Consider the following 17,554-nt stretch of genomic DNA (forward strand, 5'->3'; position numbering starts at 1 on the left):
AATAGCCGATTCATAACAATGTCCTCCATAACAAATTCGGGATGAGCGATATAAAAATGATTTTGGAATGCACTTATTCAGGTCAAACACCAATTGAGGCGCCACTTGTTGTATGCAAAGCCTCTGATAAGCAGAACGAGATTAGAAGAATTTCAGAATCATTCAATCCATCAGGGCGAACAAATAGCCTGGCGTTATCAAAGTGGCCATCCATCACACGCCGAAAGAGGCATCACCAACTCAATAGGACAATTATTTTCAACAAAGCCAAATCATATCTATCGGGGGTTCCGGAGCTTTGTGACCCAAAACAGGTCACTTTGCGGCCGGGACATTTGCGCGTTGCCTGCCTAGCATATCGACAACAGTCGTTAATCAACTCAGAGGCGTTTATGTCAACACTGGATGAAGATCTTGCCCGGTTAAATTTCGAATATCTCATGCTAGCCAGGGAATGCGCACGCAGTAATCCGGCGGAAACAGCCTGGCGCTTTGGCATTGATCGGGGAGGCATAGACCATCTTGCCGGCATGACACAGGAGCAACTTCGTGAACACGCCGATAGCAGTCGCGCTGTGATTCGGTTATTGCCGGTGTTTACCCCGAGCAACTTGCCGATGGTTGCCTATTTGGATCTTCTCCAACCTTGCATCAGTGACACATCAAATGAACCCAATACCATTTAACAACAGGTCTCGCATAGGCACAGACTTGCTGCTGGCGGAAAGACTAATCCAACTCGGCGCCCGTCCGCCAATTGTTAGCCAGCTCTGCCGTTTAACCAGAAAACAAAGCATCGCATTTTTTAAAGAAGTACAAGGGCAATCGCCCAAACAAGGCATGCTGCCCCATGATCACCAATGGGCCATCCGCTCGGCGTTCAACAACATTCATGCCTCGCTATTTTTAAGCATGATTGAAGACATTCGGCAGCGGCTTTCTACCCCGAGCCTGAATGCAACCTTACTGGTTACGGCCTATGAGATATACAGCAATGTCGCTTCCAGAATTTTAGCCAATCGGCAATATATCCAACCACGCTACAGCCAACATTATCCGTTAGATATAAACCGCGCTTGGTATTTATTCAGCCTGCTCTCGGCGGGTGATTTGGTATTCATTCTTTGCGAGCGTTGCCGCGCCCGTTATCTGGGCATGATTCACTCTGATGCCACATTTAGTCAATGTCCTATCTGCGATGTGTGGACTGATCGCTCAGGTCGGCGACGCTGGGTTTCCGCAAAATCAAACAAACTCACATTGAACAAATCAAGCGCTCGTTAGAAACGATCCATCAGCTACTAAGGAGAAGTCGCATGCATATTGCGGTCATTACAGCCACTGATTCCCAAATACCTCAGCCTATTCATGGCAAAAAACTCGCCCGACTCGCGCGTGAGTGCTTTGCCAATCAGCAAATATTGACCATTGATTTTAAGGATATCAAAGCTATTACCCAGGGTTTCTTTCAGGAATTATTTTTCCCTCTGATTACTGAGTTTGGCGCCGATTTTTTGAAATCGAAATTCATGGTCATTAACCTGAGTGACGTCAATGAAAAGCAGATGCAGTCTGCTTTCAAAAACTTGGACGACTATTTCGACAAACTTTCAGTGATCAATCATCAAGGGTGCGACGAAGAGATTTACACCATGAATCAAACTTGGCTGATCAAGGCCAGAGAAATCGCGCGAGAAAATCCAGTATTGACGGAATTAGTGTTGGGAATTACGGATGACGCCATGCGAACAGCTCTCGGTCATTTGTCTTTGGAGGACATTCAGTTCATCGCTCGATCCAATTGGCTTTGCTTTACTCCACGGTTTTCCAGTCAGTTCCTGATGAATATCAATAAAGAGCAGCCACCGATAGTGGAAGCCATGCTCGGTTTAACCTGCTCGATTTGCTGAGAGGGCGGTCTATGCTGAAAAAATATCAACAGCAAACGTTAGCAATTGAACTACTGAAGCGCCATGCCAAGGTAAAAATCGTGCATCAAGTGACAGGCATTCCGATCAAGCCATTACGACACACTTATCGACAATTGCATGGACGTTCGCCCAGCCGAGGTTCAATCAAGTTTTCAACGCGCGGGTTAACTGGAAGTAGACGTAAATATAAAGATGTGACGATATTTGCGGTTTGCTATCGGGTGGCCGTGAGCAAATCGGCCGATGACCAAATTCAAACATTGATAACCGCCTTTGATGCCTACAAATATTCCTACCCATTTGGAAATCTCGATTTTTCAGCGGCATGGGTCGTGTCTCAAGACATCAAGGATAAAAAAGTGCAGGTTTCAACGTGCCCACATTGTCGTGCCTGGGTACTGTTGAACGCAAGAGAAGACCTTACTGAACGCTGCGGCGTATGTAACAACACTTTGCAATCAGGTATCCAGTGAACATTGAATCCGACCAAAATACTACGGCAAAAGAAAAAGAATTCCTGAAAATTAACGACATGATCAAAAAATTAGGTGTGACTCGGACCCAATTTTGGCGAATGAGGAAAGCTGGTGATGTTCCTCCACCGGTAATTCGAAATCCACAAATGTGGCTTGCAAGCCAGATCAAAGAGTTTTATGAAAGGAGGGTAAAAAAAGAAGATGTCGGAACACTTTGATGCCTTACAACTGCATTCAAACCTTATTTGTCGTTTGGTGCCGTATATTTTTCGATCAAGCACGAAATTTTTTTCGGATTTGAGTGAAAAACAAAGTGACCATAAAAGTGACCACGCAATAAAAAAGGGCTTAGACATTTCTGCCTAAGCCCTTGATTTATTTGGCTCCCCCGGACGGGCTCGAACCGCCGACCTAGTGATTAACAGTCACCCGCTCTACCGACTGAGCTACAGGGGATTAATTTCGGTAATTTACTCAAATGGCGCGCCCGGAGAGATTCGAACTCCCGACCGCACGGTTCGTAGCCGTGTACTCTATCCAGCTGAGCTACGGGCGCTTATCTGAGCCGCTTATTATCTTATTTTTGTTATTCTTTGTCAAACTTAAATTTAGTGGCGGAGAGAGAGGGATTCGAACCCTCGATGCGCTTTTGGCACATACTCCCTTAGCAGGGGAGCGCCTTCGGCCTCTCGGCCATCTCTCCTATAACTTAATCAGCCTTCCGTACTCCCTGCTTCAGACTGCTCTTTCTTAATTCTCTCGTAGATTTCTTCCCTATGAACAGATATATCTTTTGGTGCGTTTACGCCAATTCTAACTTGATTTCCTTTTACCCCGAGAACTGTAACAGTCACATCGTCACCAATCATCAAGGTCTCTCCTACTCTACGAGTCAAGATAAGCATACTATCTCCCTACACTATTAATGCGCTTTGTTACTGCAACATACTCGAACCGACGATTATATCCGTTTTTGAGAAAAAATAAAGATATATTTGCTAGCCATAAAGAAAAGCATACGAACAGCTAGGACGTCAGAATAAACAAATCCGTGCGTTTTTCTGAACTATCCCTTAGACAACCACTCATGGCGCATTGCATCCAGACTCTGCATCAACTCATCTAATGCTTTAACCGATTCCTTGTGCAAAGGATGAGCATGATTGTGAACCGGGTGCTTGGTGTCGTTCATTAGTTCATCAATGAAACGCTCTGCCTCCATAATATCTTGTGGAAGCGAATCTGATTTTTCGGCCATCTGAAATAACAAACAGGTTTATGGTAATTGGCGCATAAAAAAGCCCACGATTAAGTGGGCTTCGTCCGGTGTTATTTTTATGTTTTTTGGACGCCTGATATCTGTGATAGCAGGTTAATAGCTTGCGCTTTTATTATTGTTGTACCGTTACACGGTCGCATTCCCTCCCCCAATAGATACGAAGCTTTTCGGCTCGTATTGACCTAAGTCAAGGTGGGCGCATTCTAGTGCACTTAAATCGCTTTGTCCAGAAAAAGTGCGACGATTTGTCGCAACCTTAAAACACCGACATGTCAAGACTTTCGGCAATGGGCCAAACAGATGCATTTTTACCGTTATCATTCTCCGCGCCGTCAGCTCCTGGCTGGTCGGCCATTCGCGTTTCGATGAGTTATGGTTCCGCCAAAAAAGCAACATAGCCTGCAACCGGCTTCCCAGCACTAAATCGACGCGAGATACCAATAATCCCTAAAGCCGGGTTATGATTTGCCGTCGAATCCCGGTATTAAGCACAGTACATATTCGACTACACAAAGCCAGCGGGTTCCGATACTGGACTGAAAGTCCGGATACTCGTCGCTTTAGCTTAAATACCCAGGATTCGTCATTCCAGAAAATGGCAGCCGCTAGACCGAGCAGCGAACTCGTTACAGTCGCTTGCTTTATAAATCAACCTTTCAGCCGGGTGCCGGAAAGGTTGATAGCCAAACCTAAAATAGCTCGAAAATAGTGATCACTGCCTGTCGATGCTCTTATTCCCGGCTGGCATGATGGAGTTTATGGTTTAAAGGATGCGGCTAATCTGGATTTTTTACATTAAACCTGCTGTCTCGCAGCTAATCAAAACAACGGAACAACCATGAACGATTTACCTAACTGTCCAAAATGCGGCTCTGAATACACTTATAACGACGGCACCATGAATATTTGCCCGGACTGCGCCCACGAATGGTCAGCCGATGCCGCTGGTGACAGCGAAGAGGAGACGAAAGTAGTCAAGGACGCCAACGGCAACCTGCTGCAAGACGGCGATACCATCACGGTGATTAAAGACCTGAAAGTGAAAGGCTCTTCACTCGTTGTCAAAGTCGGCACCCGAGTTAAAAACATCCGTCTGGTGGACGGCGACCACGACATCGACTGCAAAATCGACGGCATCGGCGCGATGAAGTTGAAATCTGAATTTGTGAAAAAAGTCTGATCCCAGCTAATAATCGCAAAACGTGTGCAGCTCATTCACCCGGCCCTAAATACCGTTCGCCTCAACGCCGTTGAAGATATAGAGTTTACCAAAGGCCGCACCAACCTCGGCTTCGACGAACTCGGCCCAAACGGAATATCCGTGGTAAAAAGGGTCGGATTACCAAGCTGATTGAACCCCTGCCACCCGCGACTCACAGACACCTGCCGAAGCGGCCTGAACCCGCTTCGGCATTTTAATATCCGGAGCCCCCCTCAACAATTAGGGGCTTCGAAACTGCTTCGCCGGCTCATTCCGCATTCCAGACAACAACCGGATTGAATACTTTCACATAATGGGTGCTATCATATAGCCCGTGCAACGCTGCACCTTCTGCTCCCTTCAACAACGACGTTGAAAATAGGCTGATCAACTTCAGCCAAGCTGTTTATTCGTCTGTTGTGCCTTGCCTTCGCTCGTTTCAGGACACCCACACTTCATGAGTAAATAAGCCCTTTTCAAGGGGAGCAATAGCTTGTACACACAAGCTACTTGATACGAATTTCCGACGCTCGATCCGGCCAGCGGAATTCATTTTATCCTCCACTTTTCAAAGGTAAGTTATGTCCTCGAGCAAACTCAATCTTTTTAGCTTTACCGGCAAAATGCAGATTTTGCACATGAGCTGGCTGGCGTTTTTCATCAGCTTTGTGGTGTGGTTCAACCATGCACCGCTGATGTTGGCGATTGCCGAGAGCCTTAAACTCAGCCAAGCCGAAATTAAAACCATCCTGATATTAAACGTGGCATTGACCATCCCGTCGCGGATTGCGATTGGGATTTTGGTGGATAAATTTGGCCCCAAACGCACCTACTCAAGCTTGTTGGCGATCAGCAGCATTCCCTGCTTCATGTTTGCCGTTGCCGACGACTTTCAGCAACTGGCGCTGGCGAGATTTTTAATGGGTTTCGTCGGTGCCGGCTTTGTCATCGGAATCCGGATGGTCGGCGAGTGGTTCCCGGCCAGACAACTGGGTGTTGCCGAAGGCATCTACGGCGGCTGGGGCAACTTCGGCTCAGCGGCAGCGGCCATCGCCTTACCGTCATTGGCCTTGGCATTCGGCGGCGAAAACGGCTGGCGCTATGCGATTGCCTGCACCGGCCTCGTGGCTTTGCTCTATTCGGTGATTTATTTTTTCAGCGTCAGCGATACGCCTAAAGGTTCGACGTATTTCAAACCCAAGAAAGCCGGCGCCATGGAAGTCACCAGCATCTGGGATCTGTTTTTCTACATCCTGATGACCATTCCCTTGTATGCAGCGTTAAGTTTGCTGACCTGGAAACTGTCGCCAACCGGCATGCAGCTGTTATCCGGTGACACTACCATCGGCCTTTACATCGGGATTTGGCTATTGTTTCTCTACAACTTGTACAAAATCGTGCACGTTAATCAGGAACATCTCACCCAACCCATTGAACCGATACACCAATACAAGTTTAAGCAGGTCGCCATTCTGGATCTAGCATACCTGGTGACCTTCGGCTCCGAACTCGCCGTCGTGTCGATGCTGCCGCTGTTTTTCCACGAAACCTTCAAGCACACCGGCATTACCCCGGTGCAAGCGGGCTTATTGGCATCCAGCTTCGCGTTCATGAACCTGGTCGCGCGGCCTGGCGGTGGCTGGCTGAGCGATAAGTACGGGCGAAAATTGTCGCTGAGCGTTTGTGTAATCGGTTGCGCGCTGGGCTATGCCGCTATGTCGCAAATCAATTCGGCATGGCCCATTGCCCTGGCGTTTGCCGTGACCTTTTTATGTTCCTTTTTCGTCCAAGCCGGATGCGGCGCCGTCTACGCGATGGTGCCCTTGATCAAGCGCCGTATGACCGGGCAAATTGCCGGCATGGTCGGCGCTTACGGCAATGTGGGCGGCGTTACCTTTCTAACAGTCTTGTCTTTTGTCACACCGGAAGCCTTTTTTCTGACCATCGCCGGTACGGCTGTCGTGGTTGCACTGGCGGTGCAATTTATCGAGGAACCCGCCGGTCACATGGCAGAAGTTATGGAAGACGGCACCGTGGCCATGATCGAAGTGGTTTAGCCGGCAAAGCATTCCGGCGTCATCTGCCGAAGTATTGTTATAGCAATTTTTAATATTGAGTTATTTAGAGGAATACCCATGATCGAAGCATTATTAGCCGTCCTAGCCTTGACTTTAATCGTTTGCTGGCGCGGCGTTTGCCAGGCATCCGGCGGCGAACGCCACGCGGATCAGCAGCTCGCCCAGGCCAAAATCAACCACTTCTTGCCTGAAGATGCCGTTCTGAGGCGGCATGTCATTTCCCTGGTCCACCACGAAATCGAAGCCACCCTGCCCCCGCGCCCCAGCGACTCGGTGTTACTGCGCCATCACCAAGCTTTGCTGATGACTAAACTGGAACAGCGCCTGGCGGAATTGCGCCATTACCGCGCCTGCTAAGCCGCGCAACATCCGTTATCCGCAGACTATGGGCAAAACCTTATCAGTCAAGCTCGGTTCGCACAGCGACAAAGGTGTGAAACCCGAAAACGAAGATTGCTGGGGGGCTGTCGTCCCCGAGGAACCGCAACTCACCCTAAAAGGCATCGTGGCGGGCATTGCGGACGGCATGAGCGGCAGTGAAGCCGGCAAGGAAGCCAGCCATTGCTGCATTACCGCGTTTTTGGAAGATTATTACAGCACGCCGGATTCCTGGTCGGTAGCCAAGGCCGGCCAAAAAATCCTCTCTGCCACCAACTCCTGGCTGCACAGCCAGGGACAAATCCGCTATGCCTCGGTTAAAGGCATGGTGAGCACACTCAGTGTGCTGGTACTTAAATCCAACACCGCCCATATTCTGCACGTTGGTGATTCGCGGATTTATTTATGGCGGCAACATGGCTTGGAGCAACTCACGCGCGACCACAGGCTTTGGGTGTCCAACGACAAAAGCTATCTGAATCGGGCGATGGGTATCGAGCCGCATTTGGAGGTCGATTACAAATCGCTGACCGTCGAAAAAAACGACTTGTTCATAATGACTTCGGACGGGCTCCACGATTTTATTAGCGAACACCACCTTAAAAATCTGCTCTCGCAGGGTTCCGATCTGCAAACCCTTGCCGAAATCTTAGTAACAACCGCCTTGGCTAACGGCAGCGACGATAATGTAACCTGCCAGCTTGTTCGTATCGACGACTTGCCGCAGCTGCGCGAAGACGAAATATTGCGGCACCATGGGCATTTGCCCTTCCCGCCGCCGCTGTCACCCGGCATGCTGCTGGATGGCTACCGAATCGAAGCGGAATTGCATGCCAGCAAACGCACGCAAATTTACCAAGCCTTCGATACGCTGCATGAGCGCCGGGTGATTTTGAAAACGCCATCGGTGCTGTATAACGACGACACCCATTATATCGAGCATTTTTTGCACGAAGAATGGGCCGGCAAACGCCTTAACCATCCCAACGTCTTGACGGTACTCGAATCCGACCGCGCCAAAAGCTGTCTTTACTATGTGACCGAATTTATCGAGGGGCAAACCTTAAGAGAATGGATCAGTCAGAACCCCAAGCCGGAGATCAAACGGGTTCGCGCCCTGATCGAACAAATCGCCAAAGGGCTACGCGCCTTTCATCGCATGGAAATGCTGCATCAGGATTTGAAGCCGGAAAACATCATGATCACCAACCAAGGCAGCGTTAAGATCATCGATTTCGGTTCGGTGAAAATCGCCGGTATCGCCGAGATCACCCCGCTTGACCGGCATCAGACCGAGAATATTCTCGGCACACTGAACTACACCGCGCCGGAATATCACCTGGGGCAAACCGGCACGGTGAAATCGGATTTGTTCTCGTTGGGCGTCATCTGTTACGAAATGCTCAACGGCAGCCTGCCATTCGCCAACATGCCGGAAAAACCCAATCGCCACAATCTCGAGCGCCTGGTTTACATCCCCAGCATCCGCCGCAACGAAATGGTGCCGATCTGGATAGACGGTGCCTTGAAAAAGGCCACGACCGTTTCGCCACGATCCCGCTACGACGAATTGTCCGAATTCCTGCACGACCTTTCCACCCCCAACCCGCAATTTCTGAAAACGGAGGACAAGATTCCGCTTATAGAACGCAATCCACTGTTGTTCTGGAAAAGTACGACAGTGCTGTTCTTCCTGATCAGCGTGGTTTTACTATTCTTGCTGAGCCGGAAATAATGGCCTGCATAAAAAGAATGAACGGCTGGCAATTGGTGTGCATGTCGTGGTCTGTTCCTGCTGGCATTCGAAATGTAGATACTGTTAGCTTGCGTAATCGCACATTTCAAAGCCATCGTCCTCCATGCGCATCGCCAATCGGAGCGGGCTTGACATAAAACCCCTACCTGATAAAGTCAGTGGCACATCAATAGGCAGGCAAAATTGCCTGATAATCAATAGTTAGCGTTCATCCATAAGACATTCATGGCATTCGTTTCAGAATCACTGGCATCGACTGTCAGCAGCTTCGTATCAGAGCACGAGCACGCTCGAGCCTTGATCACCGAGAAAGGAGAGCGAAATACGAGATGGGTCGATGCTCAGTCAAATTCGGTGTTGTATCTGCTATCGAAAGAGGACGTCGCACACGGTATCGCTTCCTTTGAATGGCTCTTTTTTGTCGACTCGGTTGCGCTGAGCTTACGGACATCAGGTCACGTTGGCCCTAGCTCAGCATCTTGGCAACTTCAGCGTGTTTCATCTACTCAGGCGATCCCAGAGTACCAAAGAACAAGGCTGCTTCATCTGATAAAGGACGCATCAAGGGCCTACATGAAGTGGTATGACAGACAGTTCTGGGAAGCTGAAGTTTGGCTTGATAGCAACCTGTCAATTGACAGCAAAAGCACCAAGTGGCTGGATATGAACGGAATGGGTGACGATAATCGCTAACCCGGCTCTCAAACTCGCTCCCTCTGGTCGCCCGCGCCGGTTAGCTCTAGGTTAGCGCGCAGTGGGTCTTTCCAAGTCAGTCAGTAGCCTCGATGAAATCGAGGGTTCGAAGGCCACCACCCTTAAAATTTGCCTATGTTAGTCTGATGATGGATGGCCGACACCCTCGATTCCGCTAACGCTGCATCAAGGCTACACAAAACCTACCCCGGACTTGCAATCTCAGAGGCTATCCATTCCACTGCGATCACTAAAGCCGAAGCCCGGTAGGGTACGCACCGCGTACCTTTTGGCTGCCAAAAAAGCCATTAAATGGTACGCAGTGCATACCCTACATCTGATATGCAATTAGCATTTGATCGAGCGTTATAGGCTCCGAACCGGACAGACAGAAAGGAAGGAAGCCCAACAGCCCAGTTCTGACCACTCTCGTCGGTCCACCTTCGTAAATGTTGAGAACCAACAAACCTCAAACCGCCCCTCTTAGCTCCACCGGCCGCCCCATGCAAAGCCTTAAATACACTCTGGCGATGGCGATACCGTTGATCACAAAGGACACGGTAATCGGCGCGGCAAACCAGGGATGTTGGCTGCTGGCATGCGACAAGAGTAAATCCTCGCCTAAAAATGCCGGCGTGATGGGAAAGCCCACCAGACCTAAGAAACTCAAAAATAGCATCAGCGACCAACCGGGACGGGTTTCGGCAAAGGCGCGAAATACAAAAGGTTCGTCGGCGAAATGGTAATGTCTCAGCAAAACGCTAAGCGTCACAATACCCAAAGCCCAGGAGGGAATGATGCCGCTGAAGAACAAGGCTACGTCGTACCAAGCGGCAGGCACCATCAGCCACACGGCCACACCCGCCAAGATGCTGCTCAAGGCCACACTGTGCCAAACCTGAAACGGGCTGCGTTTGTTACTGAATGCGCTTAAAGACACGACCGCCATCGCCAGGGAGATCGGCATGGACAAATAGATTCTGGCCACGCTGCTGACGCCGGAAGCGGCGATGCCAATGATCGCCAACAGCGCGAGGCCCGCCAAAATTTTGATCCACAGACTCACCCCGTTCAATTGCCGGCCCAGGTTTTTCAGCGGTTCCCACAAAATCTTCTTCACCAACAATTCCAACTGCCCTTCCTGCAAGGCAAAGACATACAAGGTATTTTGCAATACGTCAGGCAAGGAATCGCGAATCGACGCCGGCAAAAACATCAGTTGTTCATTGTTTTTAATATAAAAATCGCTATCCACATTACCTTCCACCCGCAGCAAGTGGGCCACGATGGACGGCGACACCAGCAGTTGATAACAGCGCAAAAACGCATTACCCATAAAGTGCAGCAACACCAAGTCTTCCAGACCCAATGCCAATTCGACGAACATAATCCCTACTTGCGCGATGGAGGCGTAAGCCACTTGGCCTTTGATATTGGACTGGGTTTTCTCCGCCAAGGTGGCAACAAACACCGTCAACGCGCCAATACTGAATACGATCAAGCGCGGCAGGTAGTGATAACTCCAGATCGGCATGGTCCGCAATAACAAAAACACACCCAGATGAATCGATAGCGCCCCATAGAAAATCGCGCTGGATGGCGTCGGCCCTTCCATGGCTCGGGGCAGCCAGAAACTGAAAGGAAACTGCGCTGACTTACCGGAAGCAGCCAAAATAATCAGCCAGGATAAAATGGCCAAGGAGGCATAGCCGGCGGGCGGAATATTGTTGGCATCGAACATGGTCAACAACTGGCTAAAATGCTGGCTTTCGTGAAACAGCAGATGGCTCATCCAGGTCCCTACCAGTAGCCCGACATCGCAAAACCGATAAATCGTGTAAGCGCGTAAGGCATTGCGCACGGGCTGCGGCCGATGCCGGTAAAAGGCAATCAGCAAGAATGAGGAGATGCCGACGATCTCCCAACCCGCAAACAGCATATCGATACTGCCGGACAGCACGATCAGGTTCAACCCAAAGGCAAACCCAAAAATGGCCTGAAAGAAGCGTTTGTAGCCCGCTTCGCGGTGCAAATAAACCCGGCAATATTTGACAATGGCCGAGAACACCGCCCACACCACAAATAAATACACGGCGCCGACTCGATCCAGAAAAAACAGCAAAGGGAATTGGTAATCGTCGTGTTGATACAACACCAGCCATTGATATTCAAAGTTGGCAAAGCCATGGGCGGCCCATGCAGCCAGTAAACCTAGCACAGCCACCCCTTTGATTCGGGTCATCCACAGACTAATCGCGGCAATTCGATGTTCGTTGTCCGGGCTGAAAAAAATCAGCAAAAATCCAAGCAATGGCAATAATACACACGCCAATAATAAAGCACTCACGCCTGTCTCCTTTCTAATGCGTGGACCGGAATAGTCCGGGTTTGTCCGACAATAATTTTTTCCGAATGGCTGGCAACCGGCAACGGTCTGCCAGCCGCGGGTTCGGCCACTTTCCAGCCATCGCTGCTGTGCAAATACAGGGCGCGGCTCACCGGATCGCAAGCCACCAGGCGTATCCACTCGTTGTCCAGCCATTCCCGCCAGCCGCCCAACATAGCAATGGCCTGATCGGCAATCGCGGTCGTTTGCTCCACGACCATTAACAAGCGCGCCGGCTCGTGGACCTCGACCATTTGCGACGGCAAGCCAGTGCGTAAATCCCCCTCGACACCATTCGCCACACCCAGCAAGCCGATCACGTTATGCGGCAGTTTGGTGCCGGCACCGTAGACGGAATTGTCGATGCGCGAAAACAGGTACTCCAGATTGATACCGCCGCACACGGGAATGACCGCTGACAACACTTTCACTAAGATTGAGCCGTCGCTATCGCTGTTGGGATCGTAGGATTGCAAAAACGCCCTTCTATCCAAGAATAGATGCCGGGTCAAATCGCGCCGCCCCACCACACAATACAGATTATTGGAATGATTCAATTCCGGACGCGGCTCGAAAATCGACGAGGCCCGCGCCACCACATGACTATGCGCTTCGGCGTTGCTATGAGATTTTGGCCCCAACTCAAACCAGCGACAGCGTTCGCGCGCGTTGCGCTGCAAGGCATGCTGCATGCTGTGTTGGAAACTGTGAAACTCGTGACGCGCGGCTTTATCCAGCTGTTGCTGATCGAAGTATGTGATCTCGTCACGGCTGGTGTTGTGCAAAGCAGGGACAAAATAAGTACGGGCAGGAATGTCTATCCCCCGCTCCCGCAAAATATCGCGAACCTGTGGATGATTAGCCATCCAGGCAAAGGCCCGCGCATTGGGCGCGCCGGGCTTACCGGAGCAAGCACCGCAATCGTAAGCGGCGAAATGCGGATTGTTGACGCTGCTGGAGCCGTGGGCCACCACCACAATCAAGGGCGCGAACTGCTTAGTCAGGCCGATATTGCGCAACAAACCGCTCACCCTATCCGCCATTTCCATCAACGAAAACCCCAGCAGGTAGCCGTCCTCATTCGGTTCGTCGCTCTCCCGCAATAGATGTAAATGACCATGCGCCTCCACTTCGCTCAAGCTTTGGATGCCCGGCAACTGGCCACCGGGGCGCAACACACTCCAGCCCAGTCTTAAGGCGTAGGCCAAGCCCAAGGTTTGCGTATACAGCCAACCACGCAACATGGAATGCGCGCCAAAATGCAGGGTCGACAGCGACTCGCCCTTCTCGGCTTTGTCGGCTTTTGGCGTATCGGTGGACTCCAAAATGAGATGCTTGGGTTTAATCACCACCGGACACTGGGCCACCGGATACGCATCGTCCAAGCCTTGGTAGAGAAAATCGATACCAAAAAATCCCGGTGCGCCGAAGGTTTCGATACCCGGATCCATTTCTTCCAGATAGCGGCGCAGCGAACATTCCCTATCGTCTATGCAAAATAGCGCCTGTACTTTGGGCGCTTGCTCCGCTGACGGGTTAATGGGCGCTTGCTCGCGCAAGGCTATGAGCAATTCAGAATGCAGGGACCATTCCATTGCCTCGTGCCACACCCGCATTTTCAGCGGTACCTGCGGCTGGGTGGCATCGCGCTCCAGTAACGGAATAGCGTGTAAATTCGGTAGCTGGGCGATCTGTAAAAACCGATGTCCGTGCTTTTTATCGATAAACGCCAACTCGCACGCCAGTTCCACCGCTAACAATTCTTTCAGCGAAATAGCCCGTGGCGCCAGCAACACATTCGGCTGGGTTTCGATAATCCGCACCATCCCCGACCAACCAGGATGGGCCAGCAATACTTCCAACAGATATTGGCCGTATAAGGTTTCGTCACCGACGATTTTGCTTAAACAATTCAAAATCACCTGGTCCGGCCCGGTGTCCAGCATTTGCCGCACCACCGGCTGATGAAACGGATACAGAGGTAACAGGCTGTTTTGCACCAAACGTAACACGCAATCCCAGAAGCGCTCGTCCGGTTTCGGCATGGCCCAACGGCTGATGCCCTGATCCAGAAAGTTACTTAACAATCTGAACATCACCGGATGCACCATCCCATTCAAGTCGATTTCCAGGTGATTGAGCCAAGCAGTGCGGATACCGTGGTTAGCCAACGACTGCGGCGGATAGTGGCTATGATCATCCGGCTCAAACAAAGATGCCCGCAACGACTGCTCTTGATAGACACTGCAATTGGCCTGAGCAATCGCCCATTCCAGCGCTTGATCGCTGATCCGGCCTTCGTCATAGCGTTTCAAGTAATCGGCCAAAGGCAAATAGCTTTTCGCGCCATATATCTGCGCCGCCACCGCCACCCCTTCGTGAAACGGATAATCCTGCACGGCATGCAAGGTGTTGTGGTGAATAAAATCCTTGATCGGCCCCTGGCTGGGCAGCCAATGGGCGATGTGGTCGATAGCCGCATTGAGATCGAACGCAGCTTTGTGAATATTGTGATGGGCGGAAGCAGACATCTGTAACTTAAACCTCGCTAGTCAAACAGAAGTTGAGGCCAACAGCCTCTTATGCTTCACACAGCATAGTGCGTGCCAAATCCCTAAACCCTGGCATATCAACGTTTCCAGCTTATTATTTAAACCCCAAGCTAAGCCCCATCGGTGCAAATAAACCACCCAATTGGTTGAAGCTGACGAATCAACCAGGCCAATCCATCAAATCGACAACCATTTTCCGGGCAAGCACGTCCACAACCCTTGATATATCTGCACTGACGCAGTTCATGCAAAACTGGCATGTTTCTCGCTGCACTTTGGTTTTCCTAGGCTACTTGAGAAAGACCATGACCACATCCTCTTCGGCCACCTTGCCTAAATCCGGGCTCCCCGGTTTAATCGAAAACTGGCGTAGCGATCTGCTATCCGGGTTTTTAGTATTTTTGATTGCCCTGCCTTTGTGCCTGGGTATCGCCATGGCGTCGGGCTTTCCGCCCATGTCCGGCATCATCACCGCGATTATCGGCGGCGTGGTGGTTTCCCGAATCAATGGCTCGTATGTCACGATCAACGGTCCGGCGGCCGGTTTGATCGTGGTGATCGTTGATGCCGTACAATCCTTGGGACAAGGCGATGCGATGGCCGGTTATCGTTACACTCTCGCCGCCATCGTTATCGCCAGCGTGTTGCAAGTGCTGCTGGGCGTGTTCAAGGCCGGTAAGCTCAGTGCCTTTTTCCCCTCATCCGTGGTACACGGCATGCTGGCCGCCATCGGCATCATCATCATGGCTAAGCAGATTCATACCTTGCTGGGGGTTAAACCGGAAGCGAAAAGCCTGTTGGGGACCATCGCCGAAATCCCGCACTCGCTGATGGACATGAATCCGGAAGTCTCGCTGATCGGCTTGCTCGGCTTGTTGCTGTTGATACTTTGGTCAGTGATCAAACATCCCACTTTAAAAATGATCCCCGCCCCGCTGCTGGTGGTATTACTCGGCTTAGCCTTGGGTCAGTATTTTGATTTGGACCATATCCACCAATACCTGTTTTTGCCGGATGCCGCGATTCTGCCGCACCATGAATTCAGCGTCGGCCCGTCATTTTTGGTAGCGGTACCGGAACATTTTCTGGCCGGCTTTTATCTGCCCGACTTTTCCAAAATCGCCACCGGCGAATTCTGGCTGGCGGTATTAACCATCTGGCTGGTGGGCAGTTTGGAAAGCCTGCTAAGCGCCTCGGCCGTGGACAAACTGGACCCGTATAAGCGCAGCTCCAACCTGAATCGCGATTTAACCGCAGTCGGTATCGGCAACGTGATTGCCGGCATGTGCGGCGGTTTACCGATGATCGCCGAGATTGTCCGTAGCTCCGCCAACATCAACAACGGTGCGAAAACCGGTTGGGCCAACTTCTTTCATGGATTATTTCTGCTGATCTTCGTGGCGCTGTTTCCCAAACTGATTCACGAAATCCCATTGTCGGCTCTGGCTGCCCTGTTAGTGTTCACCGGTTTTCGCTTGGCTTCACCCAAAGAATTTGCGAAAACCCTGGCCGTAGGTGTGGATAATTTTGCCGTCTTCGTCATCACGATTCTCGGTGTGTTGGCGACCGACTTGCTGGTTGGCGTGGCAATCGGCATCGGCGTGGAACTGGCGATTCATGTCAGCCGTGGCCTCAAGCTGCGCAACGCCTTTTCGATGGCTTTTCATGTGCGTCAAACCGATGCCGATACCCATCACATTGCGGTATCCGGCGCGGCGGTGTTTTCCAACTTCATCACCTTGAAAAGCTTGCTGGCCGATTTTCCGCAACGCAAAACCGTATTTTTTGATTTGACCGAAGCCAATTTAATCGACCATACGGTCATGGAATTCATCCACCATTTTGCCGAAGATTACAACCAAGCCGGCGGCCGTTGCCAAATTGTCGGCTTGGACGATCACGAAAGCTATTCCGACCACCATCTCGCGGCGCGGCGCAAAATTGCACTCTGACCCGGCTCAGGCGCACGCGACGGCAACAGCAGTCGCGTGACGCCCCAGCCGTCCTCGGCACCACACCTTAACAACCCCGCCAAAAGCCCGTTCCTCTCCCGATAACACCGGGAGATACAGACGCTTTTGCTTAAATTTTGGAGAATCGTCATGCACACACTATCGCGAACATTATGGTATTCCTGCTGCGTATGCTCGCTACTGGCTATTTCGACCGCTGTAAACGCTACTGAATTACTTGAAGACTCCGGTGCCTGGTTACAAGCCGTGGCCGAAGGCAGCATGAGCTTTATCGATCCGAGCTTGAAAAACGGCCGGGTCTGGGTAGAGGGCCAATCGCGCTTCGATGGCGATTGGGGCCATTGGTACCAAGGCATGGCCCGCACCGCTGTGGGTTATTCCCTGAGCGACCGCGCCACAATCTGGGCCGGTTACACTTGGCTACCGACTCAAAACATCGGTAAATCTTATGTCTCGCAACAGGATATTTGGCCGGCATTTCGGTATGTATTGCCCACGGAGATCGGCACTTTTACCTTCCGGACCATGTGGGAAACCAACTTTTTAAATGGCAGCCAATTACGCGAACGTCCCCGGCAAATGATCAAATTCATGCATCCGCTTGAGTTCGAACCGCGCTTTAGCCTGATTGCTTGGGATGAAGCCTTTTACCGGGTCAATTCCACCACCTTCGGCGGCAAGTCCGGATTTGATCAAAATCGGGCGTTTGCCGGCTTCGGCTGGAGCTTCAACAAAAACGTTAGAACCGAACTGGGCTATATGAACCAATATCTCGATAACGCCAATCACAGCGCGGCGACGATGCGGCATTTGGGGATGGCGTCGGTGTTTGTTAATTTTTAAGCAGCGGG

At 51.0% G+C, this 17,554-nt stretch carries 16 protein-coding genes and 3 tRNA genes; 12 read left to right on the forward strand and 7 right to left on the reverse strand.

Going from position 1 to position 17,554, the window contains the following annotated elements; translation table 11 throughout:
* Positions 1-41: 41 nt before the first annotated feature.
* Genes ACWAU0_RS01255 through ACWAU0_RS01275 form a run of 5 tightly spaced genes read left to right on the forward strand, consistent with a single transcriptional unit; the run spans position 42 to position 2,625 of the window.
* Positions 42-686, forward strand: a complete 645-nt coding sequence (locus tag ACWAU0_RS01255; protein WP_278211010.1) for a flagellar transcriptional regulator FlhD — start codon at positions 42-44, stop codon at positions 684-686.
* Between the two features lie 25 nt (positions 687-711).
* On the forward strand, positions 712-1,284 hold the full coding sequence (locus ACWAU0_RS01260) for a FlhC family transcriptional regulator (RefSeq protein WP_278211009.1): 573 nt from the start codon (positions 712-714) through the stop codon (positions 1,282-1,284).
* A gap of 32 nt (positions 1,285-1,316) precedes the next feature.
* Positions 1,317-1,910 (forward strand): STAS-like domain-containing protein, encoded by a 594-nt coding sequence (locus ACWAU0_RS01265; RefSeq protein WP_278211008.1) that lies wholly within the window; start codon positions 1,317-1,319, stop codon positions 1,908-1,910.
* Positions 1,911-1,921: 11 nt separating this feature from the next.
* Positions 1,922-2,404, forward strand: a complete 483-nt coding sequence (locus tag ACWAU0_RS01270) for a FlhC family transcriptional regulator (RefSeq protein WP_278211007.1) — start codon at positions 1,922-1,924, stop codon at positions 2,402-2,404.
* A complete protein-coding gene (locus ACWAU0_RS01275) occupies positions 2,401-2,625 on the forward strand; it encodes a helix-turn-helix transcriptional regulator (protein WP_278211006.1) in 225 nt (74 codons plus the stop codon). Before ACWAU0_RS01270 ends, ACWAU0_RS01275 begins: the two co-directional genes overlap by 4 nt.
* Before the next feature lie 162 nt (positions 2,626-2,787).
* Here the strand turns inward: ACWAU0_RS01275 and ACWAU0_RS01280 are convergent.
* The 5 genes from ACWAU0_RS01280 to ACWAU0_RS01300 all read right to left on the reverse strand — a co-directional run bounded on the left by ACWAU0_RS01280 (position 2,788) and on the right by ACWAU0_RS01300 (position 3,665).
* Positions 2,788-2,863 (reverse strand) — tRNA-Asn (locus ACWAU0_RS01280).
* Between the two features lie 23 nt (positions 2,864-2,886).
* A tRNA-Arg gene (locus ACWAU0_RS01285) sits at positions 2,887-2,963 on the reverse strand.
* 56 nt (positions 2,964-3,019) lie between these two features.
* Positions 3,020-3,110 (reverse strand) — tRNA-Ser (locus tag ACWAU0_RS01290).
* 10 nt (positions 3,111-3,120) lie between these two features.
* The gene (gene csrA, locus ACWAU0_RS01295; RefSeq protein ID WP_020482891.1) at positions 3,121-3,312 is read right to left on the reverse strand and encodes a carbon storage regulator CsrA; all 192 of its coding nucleotides are present in this window, start codon (positions 3,310-3,312) and stop codon (positions 3,121-3,123) included.
* 161 nt (positions 3,313-3,473) lie between these two features.
* On the reverse strand, positions 3,474-3,665 hold the full coding sequence (locus tag ACWAU0_RS01300; RefSeq protein ID WP_033157950.1) for a hypothetical protein: 192 nt from the start codon (positions 3,663-3,665) through the stop codon (positions 3,474-3,476).
* Positions 3,666-4,524: 859 nt separating this feature from the next.
* On the opposite strand from ACWAU0_RS01300, the gene ACWAU0_RS01305 reads away from it, so the two are divergent.
* The 5 genes from ACWAU0_RS01305 (at position 4,525) to ACWAU0_RS01325 (ending at position 9,792) form a co-directional block, all read left to right on the forward strand.
* Positions 4,525-4,866, forward strand: a complete 342-nt coding sequence (locus ACWAU0_RS01305) for a zinc ribbon domain-containing protein YjdM (protein WP_033157951.1) — start codon at positions 4,525-4,527, stop codon at positions 4,864-4,866.
* A 602-nt stretch (positions 4,867-5,468) separates the two neighbouring features.
* The gene (locus ACWAU0_RS01310; protein WP_458138077.1) at positions 5,469-6,944 is read left to right on the forward strand and encodes a NarK family nitrate/nitrite MFS transporter; all 1,476 of its coding nucleotides are present in this window, start codon (positions 5,469-5,471) and stop codon (positions 6,942-6,944) included.
* Positions 6,945-7,022: 78 nt separating this feature from the next.
* Positions 7,023-7,322: a hypothetical protein gene (locus ACWAU0_RS01315; RefSeq protein WP_458138078.1), complete on the forward strand. Its 300-nt coding sequence runs from the start codon at positions 7,023-7,025 to the stop codon at positions 7,320-7,322.
* A gap of 28 nt (positions 7,323-7,350) precedes the next feature.
* Complete coding sequence (locus ACWAU0_RS01320; protein ID WP_458138079.1) at positions 7,351-9,078, forward strand: bifunctional protein-serine/threonine kinase/phosphatase; 1,728 nt, start codon at positions 7,351-7,353, stop codon at positions 9,076-9,078.
* Between the two features lie 246 nt (positions 9,079-9,324).
* On the forward strand, positions 9,325-9,792 hold the full coding sequence (locus ACWAU0_RS01325) for a hypothetical protein (protein ID WP_205453599.1): 468 nt from the start codon (positions 9,325-9,327) through the stop codon (positions 9,790-9,792).
* A 469-nt stretch (positions 9,793-10,261) separates the two neighbouring features.
* On the opposite strand, the gene ACWAU0_RS01330 is transcribed toward ACWAU0_RS01325, so the two are convergent.
* Both ACWAU0_RS01330 and ACWAU0_RS01335 read right to left on the reverse strand, forming a co-directional pair.
* Positions 10,262-12,139, reverse strand: coding sequence for a proton-conducting transporter transmembrane domain-containing protein (locus tag ACWAU0_RS01330; protein ID WP_458138080.1), 1,878 nt, complete (start codon positions 12,137-12,139; stop codon positions 10,262-10,264).
* Positions 12,136-14,709, reverse strand: coding sequence for a YbcC family protein (locus ACWAU0_RS01335; protein ID WP_458138081.1), 2,574 nt, complete (start codon positions 14,707-14,709; stop codon positions 12,136-12,138). Before ACWAU0_RS01335 ends, ACWAU0_RS01330 begins: the two co-directional genes overlap by 4 nt.
* Before the next feature lie 326 nt (positions 14,710-15,035).
* On the opposite strand from ACWAU0_RS01335, the gene ACWAU0_RS01340 reads away from it, so the two are divergent.
* Entirely contained in the window at positions 15,036-16,682 is a 1,647-nt protein-coding gene (locus tag ACWAU0_RS01340; RefSeq protein WP_033157957.1) for a SulP family inorganic anion transporter, read from the forward strand.
* 150 nt (positions 16,683-16,832) lie between these two features.
* A complete protein-coding gene (locus tag ACWAU0_RS01345; RefSeq protein WP_101052929.1) occupies positions 16,833-17,546 on the forward strand; it encodes a DUF2490 domain-containing protein in 714 nt (237 codons plus the stop codon).
* Positions 17,547-17,554: the final 8 nt, after the last annotated feature.

Source organism: Methylomonas sp. Uni0009 (assembly GCF_054188105.3).

What these genes read in the sequence shown, in the direction of transcription:
- ACWAU0_RS01255 (WP_278211010.1), top strand. Translation starts at nt 42, where the DNA reads ATGAGCGATATAAAAATGATTTTGGAATGCACTTATTCAGGTCAAACA.
- ACWAU0_RS01265 (WP_278211008.1), top strand. Translation starts at nt 1,317, where the DNA reads ATGCATATTGCGGTCATTACAGCCACTGATTCCCAAATACCTCAGCCT.
- ACWAU0_RS01270 (WP_278211007.1), top strand. Translation starts at nt 1,922, where the DNA reads ATGCTGAAAAAATATCAACAGCAAACGTTAGCAATTGAACTACTGAAG.
- csrA (WP_020482891.1), bottom strand. Translation starts at nt 3,312, where the DNA reads ATGCTTATCTTGACTCGTAGAGTAGGAGAGACCTTGATGATTGGTGAC.
- ACWAU0_RS01300 (WP_033157950.1), bottom strand. Translation starts at nt 3,665, where the DNA reads ATGGCCGAAAAATCAGATTCGCTTCCACAAGATATTATGGAGGCAGAG.
- ACWAU0_RS01305 (WP_033157951.1), top strand. Translation starts at nt 4,525, where the DNA reads ATGAACGATTTACCTAACTGTCCAAAATGCGGCTCTGAATACACTTAT.
- ACWAU0_RS01310 (WP_458138077.1), top strand. Translation starts at nt 5,469, where the DNA reads ATGTCCTCGAGCAAACTCAATCTTTTTAGCTTTACCGGCAAAATGCAG.
- ACWAU0_RS01315 (WP_458138078.1), top strand. Translation starts at nt 7,023, where the DNA reads ATGATCGAAGCATTATTAGCCGTCCTAGCCTTGACTTTAATCGTTTGC.
- ACWAU0_RS01320 (WP_458138079.1), top strand. Translation starts at nt 7,351, where the DNA reads ATGGGCAAAACCTTATCAGTCAAGCTCGGTTCGCACAGCGACAAAGGT.
- ACWAU0_RS01325 (WP_205453599.1), top strand. Translation starts at nt 9,325, where the DNA reads ATGGCATTCGTTTCAGAATCACTGGCATCGACTGTCAGCAGCTTCGTA.
- ACWAU0_RS01335 (WP_458138081.1), bottom strand. Translation starts at nt 14,709, where the DNA reads ATGTCTGCTTCCGCCCATCACAATATTCACAAAGCTGCGTTCGATCTC.
- ACWAU0_RS01340 (WP_033157957.1), top strand. Translation starts at nt 15,036, where the DNA reads ATGACCACATCCTCTTCGGCCACCTTGCCTAAATCCGGGCTCCCCGGT.
- ACWAU0_RS01345 (WP_101052929.1), top strand. Translation starts at nt 16,833, where the DNA reads ATGCACACACTATCGCGAACATTATGGTATTCCTGCTGCGTATGCTCG.